The 14,417-nt window shown below is 37.6% G+C and carries 15 protein-coding genes; 12 read left to right on the plus strand and 3 right to left on the minus strand.

The annotated features are described in order from the left end of the window. The first annotated feature begins 91 nt into the window (after nucleotides 1-91). The 12 genes from DCS32_RS00165 to DCS32_RS00220 all read left to right on the plus strand — a co-directional run bounded on the left by DCS32_RS00165 (nucleotide 92) and on the right by DCS32_RS00220 (nucleotide 12,656). A complete protein-coding gene (locus tag DCS32_RS00165; protein ID WP_108876460.1) occupies nucleotides 92-859 on the plus strand; it encodes a Rossmann-like and DUF2520 domain-containing protein in 768 nt (255 codons plus the stop codon). Then, nucleotides 843-1,370, plus strand: coding sequence for a KdsC family phosphatase (locus DCS32_RS00170; protein ID WP_108876461.1), 528 nt, complete (start codon nucleotides 843-845; stop codon nucleotides 1,368-1,370). The genes DCS32_RS00165 and DCS32_RS00170 overlap by 17 nt, the downstream gene beginning before the upstream one ends. Before the next feature lie 10 nt (nucleotides 1,371-1,380). Further along, a complete protein-coding gene (locus DCS32_RS00175) occupies nucleotides 1,381-2,301 on the plus strand; it encodes a geranylgeranylglycerol-phosphate geranylgeranyltransferase (protein WP_162533552.1) in 921 nt (306 codons plus the stop codon). Beyond that, nucleotides 2,294-2,881: a Maf-like protein gene (locus DCS32_RS00180; protein WP_108876463.1), complete on the plus strand. Its 588-nt coding sequence runs from the start codon at nucleotides 2,294-2,296 to the stop codon at nucleotides 2,879-2,881. Before DCS32_RS00175 ends, DCS32_RS00180 begins: the two co-directional genes overlap by 8 nt. A gap of 33 nt (nucleotides 2,882-2,914) precedes the next feature. Beyond that, a complete protein-coding gene (locus DCS32_RS00185) occupies nucleotides 2,915-3,871 on the plus strand; it encodes a septum formation inhibitor Maf (RefSeq protein ID WP_108876464.1) in 957 nt (318 codons plus the stop codon). After that, nucleotides 3,871-4,977: a magnesium/cobalt transporter CorA gene (corA, locus tag DCS32_RS00190; RefSeq protein WP_108876465.1), complete on the plus strand. Its 1,107-nt coding sequence runs from the start codon at nucleotides 3,871-3,873 to the stop codon at nucleotides 4,975-4,977. Before DCS32_RS00185 ends, corA begins: the two co-directional genes overlap by 1 nt. A 3-nt stretch (nucleotides 4,978-4,980) precedes the next feature. Then, the gene (locus DCS32_RS00195; RefSeq protein WP_108876466.1) at nucleotides 4,981-5,544 is read left to right on the plus strand and encodes a mechanosensitive ion channel domain-containing protein; all 564 of its coding nucleotides are present in this window, start codon (nucleotides 4,981-4,983) and stop codon (nucleotides 5,542-5,544) included. Between the two features lie 78 nt (nucleotides 5,545-5,622). Continuing rightward, a complete protein-coding gene (locus tag DCS32_RS00200; RefSeq protein WP_108876467.1) occupies nucleotides 5,623-8,157 on the plus strand; it encodes a PIG-L family deacetylase in 2,535 nt (844 codons plus the stop codon). A gap of 105 nt (nucleotides 8,158-8,262) precedes the next feature. After that, nucleotides 8,263-9,972 carry a sodium:solute symporter gene (locus DCS32_RS00205; protein ID WP_108876468.1) on the plus strand — a complete coding sequence of 570 codons (1,710 nt, stop codon included), beginning with the start codon at nucleotides 8,263-8,265 and terminating at the stop codon, nucleotides 9,970-9,972. A 71-nt stretch (nucleotides 9,973-10,043) separates the two neighbouring features. Further along, a complete protein-coding gene (locus tag DCS32_RS00210) occupies nucleotides 10,044-11,021 on the plus strand; it encodes a Gfo/Idh/MocA family protein (protein ID WP_108876469.1) in 978 nt (325 codons plus the stop codon). A gap of 148 nt (nucleotides 11,022-11,169) precedes the next feature. Beyond that, complete coding sequence (locus DCS32_RS00215) at nucleotides 11,170-11,586, plus strand: DUF2141 domain-containing protein (protein ID WP_108876470.1); 417 nt, start codon at nucleotides 11,170-11,172, stop codon at nucleotides 11,584-11,586. A 131-nt stretch (nucleotides 11,587-11,717) separates the two neighbouring features. Then, nucleotides 11,718-12,656 carry a hydrogen peroxide-inducible genes activator gene (locus DCS32_RS00220; RefSeq protein WP_108876471.1) on the plus strand — a complete coding sequence of 313 codons (939 nt, stop codon included), beginning with the start codon at nucleotides 11,718-11,720 and terminating at the stop codon, nucleotides 12,654-12,656. A gap of 43 nt (nucleotides 12,657-12,699) precedes the next feature. Here the strand turns inward: DCS32_RS00220 and DCS32_RS00225 are convergent, their stop codons facing one another. The 3 genes from DCS32_RS00225 to DCS32_RS00235 all read right to left on the minus strand — a co-directional run bounded on the left by DCS32_RS00225 (nucleotide 12,700) and on the right by DCS32_RS00235 (nucleotide 14,365). Beyond that, on the minus strand, nucleotides 12,700-12,897 hold the full coding sequence (locus DCS32_RS00225; RefSeq protein ID WP_108876472.1) for a hypothetical protein: 198 nt from the start codon (nucleotides 12,895-12,897) through the stop codon (nucleotides 12,700-12,702). Between the two features lie 177 nt (nucleotides 12,898-13,074). Then, nucleotides 13,075-13,875, minus strand: coding sequence for a TIGR00266 family protein (locus DCS32_RS00230; RefSeq protein ID WP_108876473.1), 801 nt, complete (start codon nucleotides 13,873-13,875; stop codon nucleotides 13,075-13,077). Between the two features lie 121 nt (nucleotides 13,876-13,996). Further along, nucleotides 13,997-14,365, minus strand: coding sequence for a hypothetical protein (locus DCS32_RS00235; protein WP_108876474.1), 369 nt, complete (start codon nucleotides 14,363-14,365; stop codon nucleotides 13,997-13,999). Nucleotides 14,366-14,417 lie beyond the last annotated feature (52 nt).

Raw genomic sequence — 14,417 nt, forward strand, 5'->3', positions numbered from 1 at the left:
AAAGATAACCCACGAGGCTCGAAAAACCTTAGAGAGACGCTTCATAAAAAATGAAAGCTGAGCACATTTAAAAAAGCCTATTTTTGCATCTATGATTGAAGTAAATATTGTCGGTACTGGTAATGTAGCTTGGCATCTAGCCAAGGCTTTGGGTTCGCAAAATCAAGCAATACTCATGCAGGTTGCAGGTCGCTCTATTGAAAAGCTCGAAAACTTTAACAATATAGCGAGAGAAACCGTCTCAATAGATCATCTCAAGCCTGCAGATGTTACCATTATTGCTGTAAGCGATGATGCGATTGAAAGTTTCTCTGAGCAGATTCCCTTTGACAACTCCCTCGTGGTACATACCTCTGGCTTTACTGCGATGAGTACGCTTTCGCGAAAGCATAACAAAGGAGTTTTTTATCCGCTGCAAAGTTTTTCAAAAGAAGATACATCGATAGACTTTACTGAGATTCCTATTCTCATAGAAGCCGAAGATCCGAAAGATGAAAAAACGCTAAAGACGCTGGCGGCCATCATATCAAATAATGTACAAGTAATAAATAGCAAACAGCGCAGGCAACTGCACCTTGCAGCAGTATTTGCAAATAATTTTACAAATCACTGTTACACCATTGCTCAAGAACTCTGTGACGTCCACGGTGTTCCTTTTGACACCTTGTATCCTCTCATACAGAAAACTACCGAAAAAGCGTTACAACAAGGACCTAAAAATAGTCAGACAGGTCCTGCAAAACGTGATGACAAACAGGTGATTGACCAACAGATAAAATTGCTTACTGATCCAGATCATACAGCGGTTTATAAAAACATAACTAAAGCGATTACACATTTCTATGGAAAAGAGTTATAAAGAATACCTACACCAGATTACGACATTTATATTTGACGTAGACGGAGTGCTTACTGACGGGTCATTACACATTACATCAAATGGGCATATGCATCGCACCATGAATGTAAAAGATGGCTATGCTATGAAGGCTGCGCTAGAAGCTGGATACAACCTATGTATCATAAGCGGTGGTACTGACGAAGGTGTACGCTCGAGACTTCAAAAACTGGGCATAGAAGATATTGCACTAGGCGCACACCTCAAAATGGAACATCTTCAAGCGTATATAGACAAGAAAAATATACGCCTAGAAAACATCCTCTACATGGGCGACGACATTCCTGATTTTCCGGTGATGAAAAAAGTAGGATTACCTTGTTGTCCTCAAGATGCCGTAAAAGAAGTCAAAGAAATATCTAGCTATATTTCTCATAAAAAAGGTGGTCATGGCTGCGTACGTGATGTAATTGAGCAAGTGCTTAAAGTGCAAAACAACTGGATGAAAGAAATGGATGCTTCGGCACACTAACAATAGATTTGTGGCATATTTAAAAATCATAAGACCTTTTAATCTGTTTATGATTTTTATAAGCCAACTTATCTTAAAGTTGTCTTTGAGTTATTTAAGAGATGTTGGTACTCAGCTATCTTTTTTAGAATTTGCGACACTGTCTTTTGTTACACTTTGTATAGCGGCTGCAGGATATATTCATAACGATATTGTTGATATTAAAGCAGATCGTATCAACAAGCCTAATGAAGTTTATGTAATTGATAACATATCATTACGAACTGCTTACACCTACTGTATCTCACTGTGGACCATAGGAATTATTTTAGGGATTTACAGTTCGTTTATTTTAGGATGTTGGGAGTATTCATTGCTGTTTATTGCAGTGAGTGTAGCACTCTATACCTACAACTCATACTTTCAAAGAATTCCTATACTGGGAAACGTTGTAACTAGTGGGCTGGTTGCTTTTTCGCTTGTCATTATATGGTTGTTTGAGGCCAAAGCTCTTGAGATGTCTGGGATAGAACGCATTCTTATAAAAGAAGGTCATACTCTATTCACTTTTGTTGTGGTACTTGCCTTTATGATTAACGTACTGCGAGAACTTGTAAAAGACGTACAAGACATAAATGGAGATTATGCCATGGAGTATCGCACATTACCAATAATAATTGGCAGTAAACGCACGATGCTTTTGTGCGCTCTTATCGCACTAGGGTTGTTGTTTAATAGTGCGTTATTCACATTTATATTTGCAGGTGGGTCATTACTTATTAGTGTAGTACTTTTTGCATTTACAATACTACCATTAGGGTATGTTGCCTCCCAATGCTGGAATGCAGAAAAAACATCAGATTATAAATATATTGCTAGACTACTTAAAGGAATAATGCTTTTAGGCATTCTCCTTTTCCCACTTATACTAATTATAGAACGCTATGCTTAAAGAAAAACTTAAAAATCACAACCTCATACTTGCCTCTGGATCTCCTAGACGCCAGGAGTTTTTTAAAGAACTAGGACTCGACTTTACTATAGATATCAAACCTGTAGATGAGATATTTCCAGAAGCGCTAGAAGGATCGGATATTACAGATCATCTTGCTAGACTCAAGGCTTCGGCATTTTCAAATTTGAAAGCACAAGATATTCTTGTTACTAGTGATACGATTGTTTGGTTTAACGGAGTTGCTTTAAATAAACCAGAGGACCGTGATGAAGCATATGCCATGATATCTGCGCTTTCTGGTAGTACACATGAGGTAATCACATCTGTCGCATTTACTACTGCTAATGCACAAACAGTTATTAATGACACTACAAAAGTGACATTTAAAGACCTTACTGATGAAGAAATAGACTATTATATAGACAATTTCCAGCCGTATGATAAGGCAGGCGGTTACGGTATTCAAGAATGGTTTGGCTACATTGCAGTGACGAGTTTAGAAGGTTCTTACTTCAATGTCATGGGAATGCCACTTCATAAAGTATATGAAACGTTAATGCTGCTCGCAGACTCATAGTATTTCTGTAATTTTAATATTAAAATCTATATCATGTCTATATCCACAAAACAACATCAAGCATATCGAAGTACATTCTTAATAGGTAGCGCTTTAGTCGTTGTTGCTATGATTTTTGGATGTAAGAACAATAATAAAAAGGATACCGCTTTCGCGAAAGCGGATACCGCTACAAGCCTTAATACGCCACCAATAGCACAGCGCTCCACCTCACAAGAGTGGAAAGACTACTGGTATGCTGGAACTGCCGAAATCACTAGCTACGAGTTGCAACAAGCTCGTTATGGCGAATTAAGGGAAGGAACAGCAGCGCTCATTTTTGTAACTGAAGATTTTTTGCCAGAAAAACAAGTAAAAGCAGATAACCAAGACAACAATAATATCCCTGTTATCAAGTTAAATGCTACTAAAAATTTTGTGACGGGCATTTATCCGTATTCCATCATGAGTAGCACATTTTTACCAGTAAATGAGGAGTTGCACGCTATTAAAGTCTCGCAGAGTATGCAAGAATGGTGTGGTAATACGTACACACAACTCAATAACAGAGATCAATTTGAGGTGCAGATTCACTCTTATTTTGAAAGCAGGGCAGATGAGAAATATACCTTAGATAAAGCAGTATTAGAAAATGAACTATGGGCACTATTGCGCATAGATCCTACGTTATTACCTACGGGAAGTTTTACAAGCATTCCAGATGTTTCTTATGCAGCGATGACGCATACACCTATAAAAGCTTATGAAGTCACAGGAAGCTTGACTGCTAACTCATACATACTTAATTATCCATCATTAGACAGAACGCTTACTATACGTTTTTCTAGTGATTTCCCTCACCAGATTAAAGGATGGGAAGAGTCATATCCAGACGGTCGTGGCGGAGAGAAAATGACCACAACAGCTACAAAAATGAAAATAATTAAAAGTGCATATTGGGGTAAAAAAACTAAAGAAGACGAAGCATTACGCACAGAACTTGGCTTATAATGATTAGAAAAAAAATTAAAAGAAAAGTAAACGCTTTAGTGAGAAATAATATTACTAGGGAGACAGTAAAAGAAAAACTCTCTCACGCTCCTGGTCACGTAATCTATACAGGTAATAAAGCGCAAAAGGCTGTAAGTATTGACGTCTTTGATTACAACGACGACTATCTGGATGAAGAAACGCTCGCCAGACTAGAAGAATATCATAAAGATACCGACGAGAAAACGGTAACCTGGATTAATATTAATGGTCTAAGTGATACTGTTGCTCTTACACAAATTGCAGAGCGTTATAAATTGCACCCACTAGTAATGGAAGACGTTGCAAATACTAGCCAGCGACCTAAACTAGATGAGTATAGCGACCACTTATTTATCGTTTTTAAGATGCTCTATTATGATGATCAAAATCTGCTGAATGTCGAGCACATAAGCTTAATTTTAGGAAAGACCTATCTGATATGTTTACAAGAATATGATGGTGACGTTTTTGACGGAGTGCGTGAACGTATAAGGCATGCAAAGGGCAGAGTGCGCTCTAATGGAGCAGACTACCTTACCTATGCAATTATGGATGCCGTGATTGACCATTACTTTATTATTATCGAGCAATTGAGTAATAAAATAGAAGAGCTTGAAGATAAAATATACACAGATAACTCTCAAAATTACTCTCAAGAAATTCAAACTCTCAAAAAAGAGGTGATACAGGTAAGACGATCTATATTTCCACTCAGAGAGGTAGTAAACAAGCTTGAAAAAGTAGAAAACCATCTTGTTCTTAAGAAAACACAGGTATTTGTAAGAGATTTATATGATCATACAATTCAAGTAATTGAGACTGTAGAGGTATACCGAGACACGATTGCTGGGTTGATGGATATGAACTCGACAAACATTGCAAACCGCATGAACGAGGTGATGAAGGTGCTTACCATTATTGCTACTATTTTTATACCTATGACCTTTCTTGCAGGGATTTATGGGATGAATTTTGAGCACATACCAGAACTGGCTATCAAGGATGGGTACTATTATTTCTGGGGAGCCATGATTGTTATTTTTGTTGCCTCTCTTGTTTATTTTAAACGTAAAAAATGGTTATAATCGATGTATTTATTTAGACCAGAAATCACTCATAGCGCAGTTACGCTCGGGATTCTTATCGTTTTACGAATTGTTATATCATATTTTGTCCGTCGTTTTTCTGAGCGTAAAAACAAAGTAAAGAAGCGTGCAAATCTTATTATGAAATATGTTGATGCATTCTTGCTCATCATTGCGTTCATCATAAGTATCCTCATATGGGGAATTAAAATTAAAGATATTGGTGTAATTGCCAGCTCTGTTTTTGCAATTATAGGTGTTGCATTTTTTGCACAGTGGTCAGTGCTAAGTAATCTTACCTCTGGAGTAATCATATTTTTTACACTCCCATATAAAATAGGCGATCGTATCAAAATTCATGATAAAGACTTTCCTATTATTGCCATTATAGAGGACATTAAGGCCTTTCACACTAATTTACGTACTGCAGATGGAGGGTTACACACCTACCCTAACAGTTTAATTCTACAAAAGGGAATCACCTTAGTCGAAGAAGGAATCTCTACAAATATCCTTGAGCAAAACCAACAAATGGACGAGGATGATCCCTTTAATAAAGCGGTTTAGATTGTTAAAGAAACCTTAAAGGACTTAGGCTACCTTTCATAATCGGTATATTTGAGAAGTACCAAACTCCTCATTATTATGCGTAAATCCTATGTGATTTTAGCCTTTTTATTTGTCTTCGCTTTTGCGAAAATATATGCTCAAGGCATTACCGTTCAACCTGTTAAACCTACGGCTAGCGAAATATATCAAGACCTTCAAAAACTCAACTTTCTTGGCTCAGTACTCTACGTCGCTGCACATCCAGATGACGAGAATACTACGGCTATCTCTTATTTTGCAAACACAGTCAAGGCAAGAACAGCCTATTTATCGCTTACGAGAGGTGATGGTGGTCAAAATATTATAGGTCCAGAATTACGCGAATTACTTGGAGTTATACGTACTAATGAGCTACTAGCTGCACGAGCAACAGATGGTGGAGAACAGCGCTTCACAAGAGCAAACGATTTTGGATACTCAAAACACCCAGATGAAACGCTCGCTATCTGGAACAAGGAAGAAGTGCTGGGAGATGTAGTCTGGGCAATACGAACTTTTAAACCAGATGTGATTATTAACCGCTTTAATCACAGAACACCGGGAAGTACACATGGTCATCATACATCAAGTGCGATGCTTTCTGTAGAAGCTTTTGACCTTGCTAGTGACGCCTCAAAATATAAAGACCAGTTAGAATACACAGACACCTGGAAGCCTAGCAGACAGTTTTTTAATACCTCTTGGTGGTTTTACGGAAGCAAAGAAAAATTTGATGAGGCAGATAAATCTAAATTGGTTCAAGTAGACGTAGGTACCTACTACCCTAGCCTAGGACTTTCTAATACAGAAATCTCTTCCCTTAGTAGAAGTCAGCACAAGTCTCAAGGATTTGGAAATACGGGAAGCCGCGGTACAGAAGACACCTATTTTGAATTATTACGCGGTGAGATGCCAACTAATAACGACGTTTTTCAAGGAATTAATACTACTTGGACACGTGTAAAAGGAGGTAAAGCCATTAAAACAATATTAGATCAAGTCGTTGCCGACTATGATTTTACTGCTCCAGAAAAAAGTATTCCTCAGCTAGTTAAAGCATATGCACTCGTGCAACAATTAGACGATGCTCACTGGAAAACTATTAAATCTAAAGAACTACAAGATATCATCACTGCCTGCGCAGGAATTTACCTAGAAGCAGCTGCAAATACTGGATATGCTACTCTAGGAAGCGAAGTAACCCTAAAACTCGAAGCTATAAACAGAAGTAAGCAGTCAGTAGTTCTTAATAGCGCTGTTGTTACATCAAGCGATCAGCAGCTTACTGGAAATCAAAAGCTCATTAATAACATCCCGCTTTCCACAGAAAAAACGGTTACCATAAACGACTCTTTTAAAGACACCTCTGCATACTGGTTACGTGAAGAAGGAACTTTAGGAATGTACCGTGTAGACGATCCTACCATGATAGGAAAGCCAGAAACTCCACAACAAAACACGGTGAAGTTTGATCTTACCATTGCTGGAGTACCTATTTCGATAGAAAAACCAATTGTTTTTAAATACAATGATCGTGTGAAAGGTGAAGTGTACGAACCTTTTGAAATAGTACCAGCAGTCTCATCAAAGCTAGACTCGAAAGTGATTATTTTCGCGAAAGCGGAATCAAAAAATATCCCTGTAACGGTAACAGCACATCAAGATAATTTTAACGGTACCGTATCACTCGATGCCCCTAAGGGCTGGAAAATCACGCCAAAAAGTGTAAACGTATCCATCGCATCAAAAGGTACAGAACAGCAAGTTATGTTTTCTGTAACGCCTCCTAATACTGATAGTGAAGGTGATCTTACACCAATAGTCACCGCCGGAAATAAAACGTACACAGAGGAGCTTGTAACGATAGACTATGCCCATATCCCATTACAGTCACTCTTCTTGCCCAACAAAGCAAAAATTGTACGACTTGATATCGAGCGTAAAGGGGATTATATAGGCTACATTCAAGGAGCTGGAGATGCAGTGCCAGATAATCTCGCACAGATAGGCTACCAAGTTGCTATCATAGAACCTAATACTATCACTCCAGAGCTGCTTGCACAATTTGATGCAGTGGTTGTGGGAATTAGAGCTTATAATGTAGTAGATGAGATGCAAGCAAAGCAGCCACTTTTACTCGATTACGTAAAGTCCGGCGGTACACTTATCGCACAATACAATACCTCTGGTCGCTGGGGTGATACAAAAATAGGAGCTCCTTATGAGATGCAACTTAGTAGAGACCGTGTAACCGATGAAAATAGCGAAGTGAGAATCCTTGCCGAAAATCACCCAATCATGAATTTCCCAAATAAGCTCACTCAAAAGGACTTTGAAGGCTGGACGCAAGAACGTGGCCTTTATTTTCCAAACAAGTGGGATGCTGCCTACACTCCTATTCTCTCCATGAATGATAAAGGAGAAACGGCAAAGGATGGTAGTTTGCTAGTCGCTCCATACGGTGACGGATATTACATGTATACAGGCTTGAGCTTTTTTAGAGAACTGCCTGCAGGAGTTTCTGGAGCTTATAAATTATTTGCAAATATGCTAAGTATAGGAAAGCAAGAAAAGAGCGAGATAAAGCAATGAAAAATGTATCCAAATACCCATGGAAAAAAAAGTACACCATAGTACTGCTGGTTAATCTAGCTTACATTATCGTGTTTTATCTATTAATGACCTCATTCTCTTAATATGGAAATAATAGACTGGGCAGTACTAGCATTTACGCTCATTTTTATAGTTGTTTATGGAACCTATAAAACACAAGGAAGCAAGAACGCAGAAGAATATATAAGAGGTGGTAATACCTCAAAATGGTGGACGGTAGGCCTTTCTGTAATGGCTACACAAGCAAGTGCCATCACTTTTTTATCTACCACAGGTCAAGGATTTTATGACGGTATGGGATTTGTCCAGTTTTATTTTGGGCTTCCCATTGCGATGATTGTGATTTGCTTGGTGTTTATACCTATCTACCACAGACTAAAGGTTTTTACAGCCTATGAATATCTTGAAAGTCGTTTTGATTTAAAAACGAGATCACTCGCAGCTATTTTATTTTTAATACAGCGTAGTCTCGCTGCAGGGATTACTATTTATGCACCAGCTATTATTCTCTCGGCAGTATTGGGTTGGGATCTCACTATGCTCAATATTATTATAGGGATTGTAGTGATTATCTATACCGTTTCTGGTGGTACAAAAGCAGTTAGCATTACTCAGAAGCAGCAAATGGCGGTGATTTTTGCCGGTATGGCAATTGCCTTTTACCTCATTCTTGATAAACTACCGGAGGACATCAGTTTTACAGATGCCTTGAGTATCGCAGGTGCTGGAGAAAAAATGAATCTGTTAGATTTCTCTTTTGATTTAAGCAATAGATACACGGTGTGGACAGGCTTATTAGGAGGAACTTTTTTAATGCTTTCCTACTTTGGTACAGATCAAAGTCAGGTGCAACGCTACCTTTCTGGAAAGAATGTAAAGGAAATGCAAATGGGTCTTCTCTTTAACGGAGCCTTAAAAATCCCGATGCAGTTCTTTATTCTTCTTGTGGGAGTGATGGTTTTTGTTTTTTATCAGTTTAATAGTGCACCGTTACACTTTAATCCTGCCGCTACCGAAGCCGTGAAAACGTCAATCTATGCAAGCGAATTTGAATCACTAGAACAACAACTCGCTCAAAACCAAAACAACCAGAAAGAAGCTGCCTTTAATTATGCTAAAGATCCTACACTCGATATTTATGAAGAGAATGGAGCTCAAAAATCTTTAATAGATAAATACGAAGGTATTGACAAGGAAATAAGATCTGTAGGTAAAGTGCTCATTGCAAAAGCAGCTCCAGATGTAGAAAATAATGACAAAGATTACGTCTTTATCCACTTTATACTCAACAACCTTCCCAACGGACTAATAGGCCTCTTACTTGCTGTAATACTGAGCGCTGCAATGTCATCTACTGCGTCAGAACTTAATGCGCTAGGCGCTACTACCGCTGTAGATCTTTATAAACGTAATTATAAAGGAACTATGACAGACAGACATTACGTGCGCAGCACAAAAGGTTTTACACTCATGTGGGGTGTGCTCGCCATAATTGTGGCTTGTACGGCAAGCCTTTTTGAAAACTTAATTCAGCTGGTAAACATCATAGGGTCTATTTTTTACGGTAATATTCTAGGGATATTCTTACTTGCATTCTTTATCAAATTTGTAAAAAGTAATGCCGTGTTCATAGCAGCACTCATCACGCAAGTAATTATCATTATCGTGTACGGACTCATACATTTTGAGATTATAGAATTCCCATATCTATGGCTCAACGTGGTAGGATGCGCCCTCGTAATGGGACTAGCCATGTTACTACAAGTAAGCTTTGGAGGTTCTAAGGATGACTAATAATGGGTAATTATGCTTTCGCGAAAATGTGAAACAACTAATTAGTATCGCTATAATTAAATACGATCTACATGACTAAAGAAACTAACTGGGCAATACTAGGCTGCGGAAAGATAGCTGACAAATTTGCAAATGATGTGCAACTTACTGAAGGGGCACATCTTTATGCTGTAGCAAGTAGAAATATTGACAATGCAGCAGCTTTTAAGGATACTCATAACGCGACTATTGCATATGGTAGCTATGAGGAAATGCTTCTAGATCCTAAAGTAGATATCGTTTACATTGCTACGCCTCACATGTTTCATAAAGAGCAAACGCTTTTATGTCTCACACATAAAAAAGCAGTGCTTTGCGAGAAAGCTTTTGCAATGAATCTTGAGGAAGTTGAGGAAATGATTGCTTTCGCGAAAGCGCAACAAACCTTTTTAATGGAAGCGCTGTGGACACACTTCTTACCTCATTACCAATTTGTATTGGAAACTGTTCATAGTGGAGATTTAGGAAAAATCACAAATCTCGCTGCCAACTTTGGTTTTGACGCAGCTTATGATGTAAACGCGCGCTTGTATAATAAATCACTAGGCGGTGGTAGCTTACTAGATGTAGGTATTTACCCAGTCTTTGCTGCACTGACGCTATTAGGTTATACAGAGAATATGAGCGCTCAAGCCCTACTCGGGCCAACTGGTGTAGATCATCACTGCTCCATGAAATTAGAATATCCTAATCAAGTAGAAGCAAATTTATTTTCGGCTATTGATGAAAAAACAGACACTACTTGTCACATCACTCTAGAACATGGCGAAATACTCATAAACAGTCGTTTCCATGAGCCAACTAATGTTACCATAACTAAAGATGGTGCTTCAAAAACATATGATTTCCCTATTCCGGAAAGTGTGAATGGATATCATTATGAGATACTGCATTGCCAGAAAATGCTTGAAAGCAATAAGACCGAGAGTGATATTATGACTTTTGATAAGAGTAAAGACCTTATTAAAATGCTAGATACCATTAGAAAAAACATTGGGTTAGTGTACTGATAAATAACTACAAACGGATTTAGATTACGAATTCTCACAGTTCAGTCATTGATTTTTACAGTTGGGTAATAGAAGATTTTTTTCGCGAAAGCGTGATGATATATTTACATCATCAACAAAAAACAATAACTATCTAATACTATCAATTATGAGAACAATTATCTTTTTATTACTCGCAGCGGTATCAACAATTTCTTTTGGACAAGAAGCAAAAGGTGTTACCATCACAGTGACGATTCCTAACTTAACAAATAATGATGGTGCAGCCTCTGCAGCATTATATAACGAGGCAACTTTTATGAAAGCTGCACCCTTAGATTCTCAAGGAGCAACGCCAGAAAACAATATGGTTACCTTAGTTTTTGAAAATGTAGCACCTGGAGATTACGGGATTATCACATTACATGATCAAAATGGAAATAACCGTATGGATTTTGAAGCAAACGGGATGCCTAAAGAGGATTATGCAACATCTGGTAGTGGTACAGGTTTTGGACCTCCTAGCTGGAATAATGCAAAATTTACCGTAGGTACAGAAGATGTACAACTAGAAATTAAAATGTAATATCACTTTCTATATATTACAAAGCCAGCAGTCATCTGCTGGCTTTTTTTGCTATAAGAAAAAACTTATAAATTGATGTTGTACATAGGTACACTCAATGATTTTCTTACTTTTGTGTTATATATTAGAACATGACTATTACTCAACTTAAATATGTGCTAGCGGTGGCAGAGCACCAAAATTTTACAAGAGCAGCTCAAAAGACATTTGTTACTCAGCCTACGCTTAGTATGCAAATACAAAAACTTGAGGATGAGCTTGATATTCTCATTTTTGACCGTAGTAAGAAGCCTATAGAGCTTACAGAAATAGGGTCAAAAATTGTACACCAAGCACGTAATATTGTAAACGAAGCAAATCGCATTACAGATATTGTAGATCAGCAAAAGGGTTATATAGGAGGTGAATTTAAGCTAGGAGTTATCCCAACAGTAATGCCTACGCTACTGCCTATGTTTCTCACTAATTTTATAAAAAAATATCCAAAGGTCAAGCTCAAGATTGAGGAACTCAACACAGATCAAATCATGGAAAAGCTTGAGGAAGGACATCTAGACGCAGCCATTGCTGCTACTCCTCTTGAAAATCCTATGATTAAAGAAAGACCTTTATATTACGAACCATTTGTTGCTTATGTTCCGCATAACCACAGACTGAGTAATAAAGAGATTTTAGAAACTTCAGATCTAGACATGCAAGATATGCTAGTGCTAGAGGATGGACATTGTTTTAGAGATGGTGTGATTAATCTATGTGCTACGCCTAGAAATATGAATAATGAGAAATTCTCATTAGAAAGCGGAAGTTTTGAAACGCTAGTAAAACTAGCAAATGAAGGATTAGGTATGACGCTTTTACCTTACTTGCATACTCTTGATATACCTGTAAAAGAGCAAGAGCTTTTTAAATCATTTAAAGAACCTTCTCCTGCTAGAGAGATAAGTATTATCTATCATAAGAGCGAACTTAAGATACAGATTATAGAGGCCTTAAGGTCTACCATTGCTGGCGTGGTAAAAGGTGCAATCACCTTTCAAAATGTGCAAATTATAAGTCCTATTTCAAAATAAGACCCATTCTTATATTGAAAAAGCCCCATTGCTGGGGCTTTTTTTATGATTTTAAATAAATTAGACAATGACCAAGATCAGGATTGGTTTTAATCAATGCATTGATCCAGATTCTAAGTTCATCTATTTCATAAGGTAATAGTCGTTTAATTGCTTTCTCTAGTTCTTTACAAAATAGCGAGCTATCAAAACTTACCTTATCTAAAATAGTCTTCGTGTATTCAAACATTGCTCTCGCCATATTCGAAGGGTTTTATAGGGTTAGATTTTAAAAAGTAGTTTGATGCTATAGGCTATATTTTATGTTATTGAACTCTATAAATATAATGCTTAAAGAATTATAAAACACGTGTTTCGTCATATTTCACTATCTTAAACTTAAGTTAAACACTTGTTAAATAAGCAGTTGCAACAACTGTTAAAAACGATTATCGCCATCAAGCAAGTCACCTAATCCACCTAGTATAGAGCCTTCCCCTCTTTGCTTACCTCCCGCCTTTGGAGCCATTGCTAGCACACGGTTTGCAAGACGACTAAAAGGAAGTGACTGTATATAAACAGTCCCAGGACCACTTAATGTGGCAAAAAATAACCCTTCACCACCGAAAATGGTATTCTTAATACCTCCTACAAATTCTATATCATAAGCCACCGTACTATCAAACCCGATAATACATCCAGTATCTACTTTTAAACGCTCTCCAGGAGCAAGTTCTTTTTTAAGAGTAGTACCACCTGCATGCACAAATGCAATACCATCGCCTTCTAGACGCTGCATGATAAAACCTTCTCCTCCAAAAAGACCTCTACCTAGCTTACGCGAAAATTCGACTCCAATAGAAACACCTTTTGCCGCACAAAGAAATGCATCTTTCTGGCAAATAAACTTCCCTCCTATTTTATCTAGATCAATAGGTATTATTTTTCCTGGATAAGGTGAGGCAAAACTCACTTTTTTCTTCCCTACCACATCATTGTAAAAGGCTGTCATAAATAAGCTCTCACCTGTGAGTAGACGCTTTCCTGCTCCAAAAATTTTACCCATCACGCCAGTATCCTTTGCAGAGCCATCCCCAAAAATAGTTTCCATACGGATACCATCTTCCATCATCATAAAGCTACCAGCCTCTGCAATTACACCTTCTTGCGGATCTAACTCTACTTCTACATATTGCATCTCTTCTCCAAAGATCTCATAGTCTATTTCATGTGCGTTCATTCTTGTTGATTTTTTGATTGTAGCTATAGGTAGCTATAAACCTTAACTTGTTACACTCATACAAGCATAAAAAAAGCCCAAAGATCTCTTTGGGCTTCATTATGAATAACAATATTATTTATTATAGCGGTTGTAATGTAAATGACCTTGCAACAGTAATTACGTGACATTCATCTTCCTCTACCATAAAAGTCTCTGTGATGATGGTCTGGAAGTTTTCTTTTTGAATAATTAAGAAATAGCTTCCCACACGCTCATCCGGTCCTACATATACTCCAGGACTTTCTTCTGTAAGCGTAGCTTCAAACTGTTGGTCTTTGGCAACGATACTTACTCCTTCTAATAAAGAATTATCATCATTATTTCTAATGGTAATTCTAAAGGATGGCACCACTTCAGTAGTACAAATCTCCACTATTGGGTCTGGTTGGTCATCATCACCACAAGAAATAAACATCACTAGACAGCATACAACAAGTAAATATTTCATAGACTCTTATTATTTTTTCACTAAGATACTTCTTTTATAATACTACTTCAAA

It is taken from the genome of Dokdonia sp. Dokd-P16, assembly GCF_003095655.1.
Taxonomy (GTDB): Bacteria; Bacteroidota; Bacteroidia; order Flavobacteriales; family Flavobacteriaceae; genus Dokdonia.

What these genes read in the sequence shown, in the direction of transcription:
- DCS32_RS00165 (WP_108876460.1), top strand. Translation starts at nt 92, where the DNA reads ATGATTGAAGTAAATATTGTCGGTACTGGTAATGTAGCTTGGCATCTA.
- DCS32_RS00170 (WP_108876461.1), top strand. Translation starts at nt 843, where the DNA reads ATGGAAAAGAGTTATAAAGAATACCTACACCAGATTACGACATTTATA.
- DCS32_RS00180 (WP_108876463.1), top strand. Translation starts at nt 2,294, where the DNA reads ATGCTTAAAGAAAAACTTAAAAATCACAACCTCATACTTGCCTCTGGA.
- DCS32_RS00185 (WP_108876464.1), top strand. Translation starts at nt 2,915, where the DNA reads ATGTCTATATCCACAAAACAACATCAAGCATATCGAAGTACATTCTTA.
- corA (WP_108876465.1), top strand. Translation starts at nt 3,871, where the DNA reads ATGATTAGAAAAAAAATTAAAAGAAAAGTAAACGCTTTAGTGAGAAAT.
- DCS32_RS00195 (WP_108876466.1), top strand. Translation starts at nt 4,981, where the DNA reads ATGTATTTATTTAGACCAGAAATCACTCATAGCGCAGTTACGCTCGGG.
- DCS32_RS00200 (WP_108876467.1), top strand. Translation starts at nt 5,623, where the DNA reads ATGCGTAAATCCTATGTGATTTTAGCCTTTTTATTTGTCTTCGCTTTT.
- DCS32_RS00205 (WP_108876468.1), top strand. Translation starts at nt 8,263, where the DNA reads ATGGAAATAATAGACTGGGCAGTACTAGCATTTACGCTCATTTTTATA.
- DCS32_RS00210 (WP_108876469.1), top strand. Translation starts at nt 10,044, where the DNA reads ATGACTAAAGAAACTAACTGGGCAATACTAGGCTGCGGAAAGATAGCT.
- DCS32_RS00215 (WP_108876470.1), top strand. Translation starts at nt 11,170, where the DNA reads ATGAGAACAATTATCTTTTTATTACTCGCAGCGGTATCAACAATTTCT.
- DCS32_RS00220 (WP_108876471.1), top strand. Translation starts at nt 11,718, where the DNA reads ATGACTATTACTCAACTTAAATATGTGCTAGCGGTGGCAGAGCACCAA.
- DCS32_RS00225 (WP_108876472.1), bottom strand. Translation starts at nt 12,897, where the DNA reads ATGGCGAGAGCAATGTTTGAATACACGAAGACTATTTTAGATAAGGTA.
- DCS32_RS00230 (WP_108876473.1), bottom strand. Translation starts at nt 13,875, where the DNA reads ATGAACGCACATGAAATAGACTATGAGATCTTTGGAGAAGAGATGCAA.
- DCS32_RS00235 (WP_108876474.1), bottom strand. Translation starts at nt 14,365, where the DNA reads ATGAAATATTTACTTGTTGTATGCTGTCTAGTGATGTTTATTTCTTGT.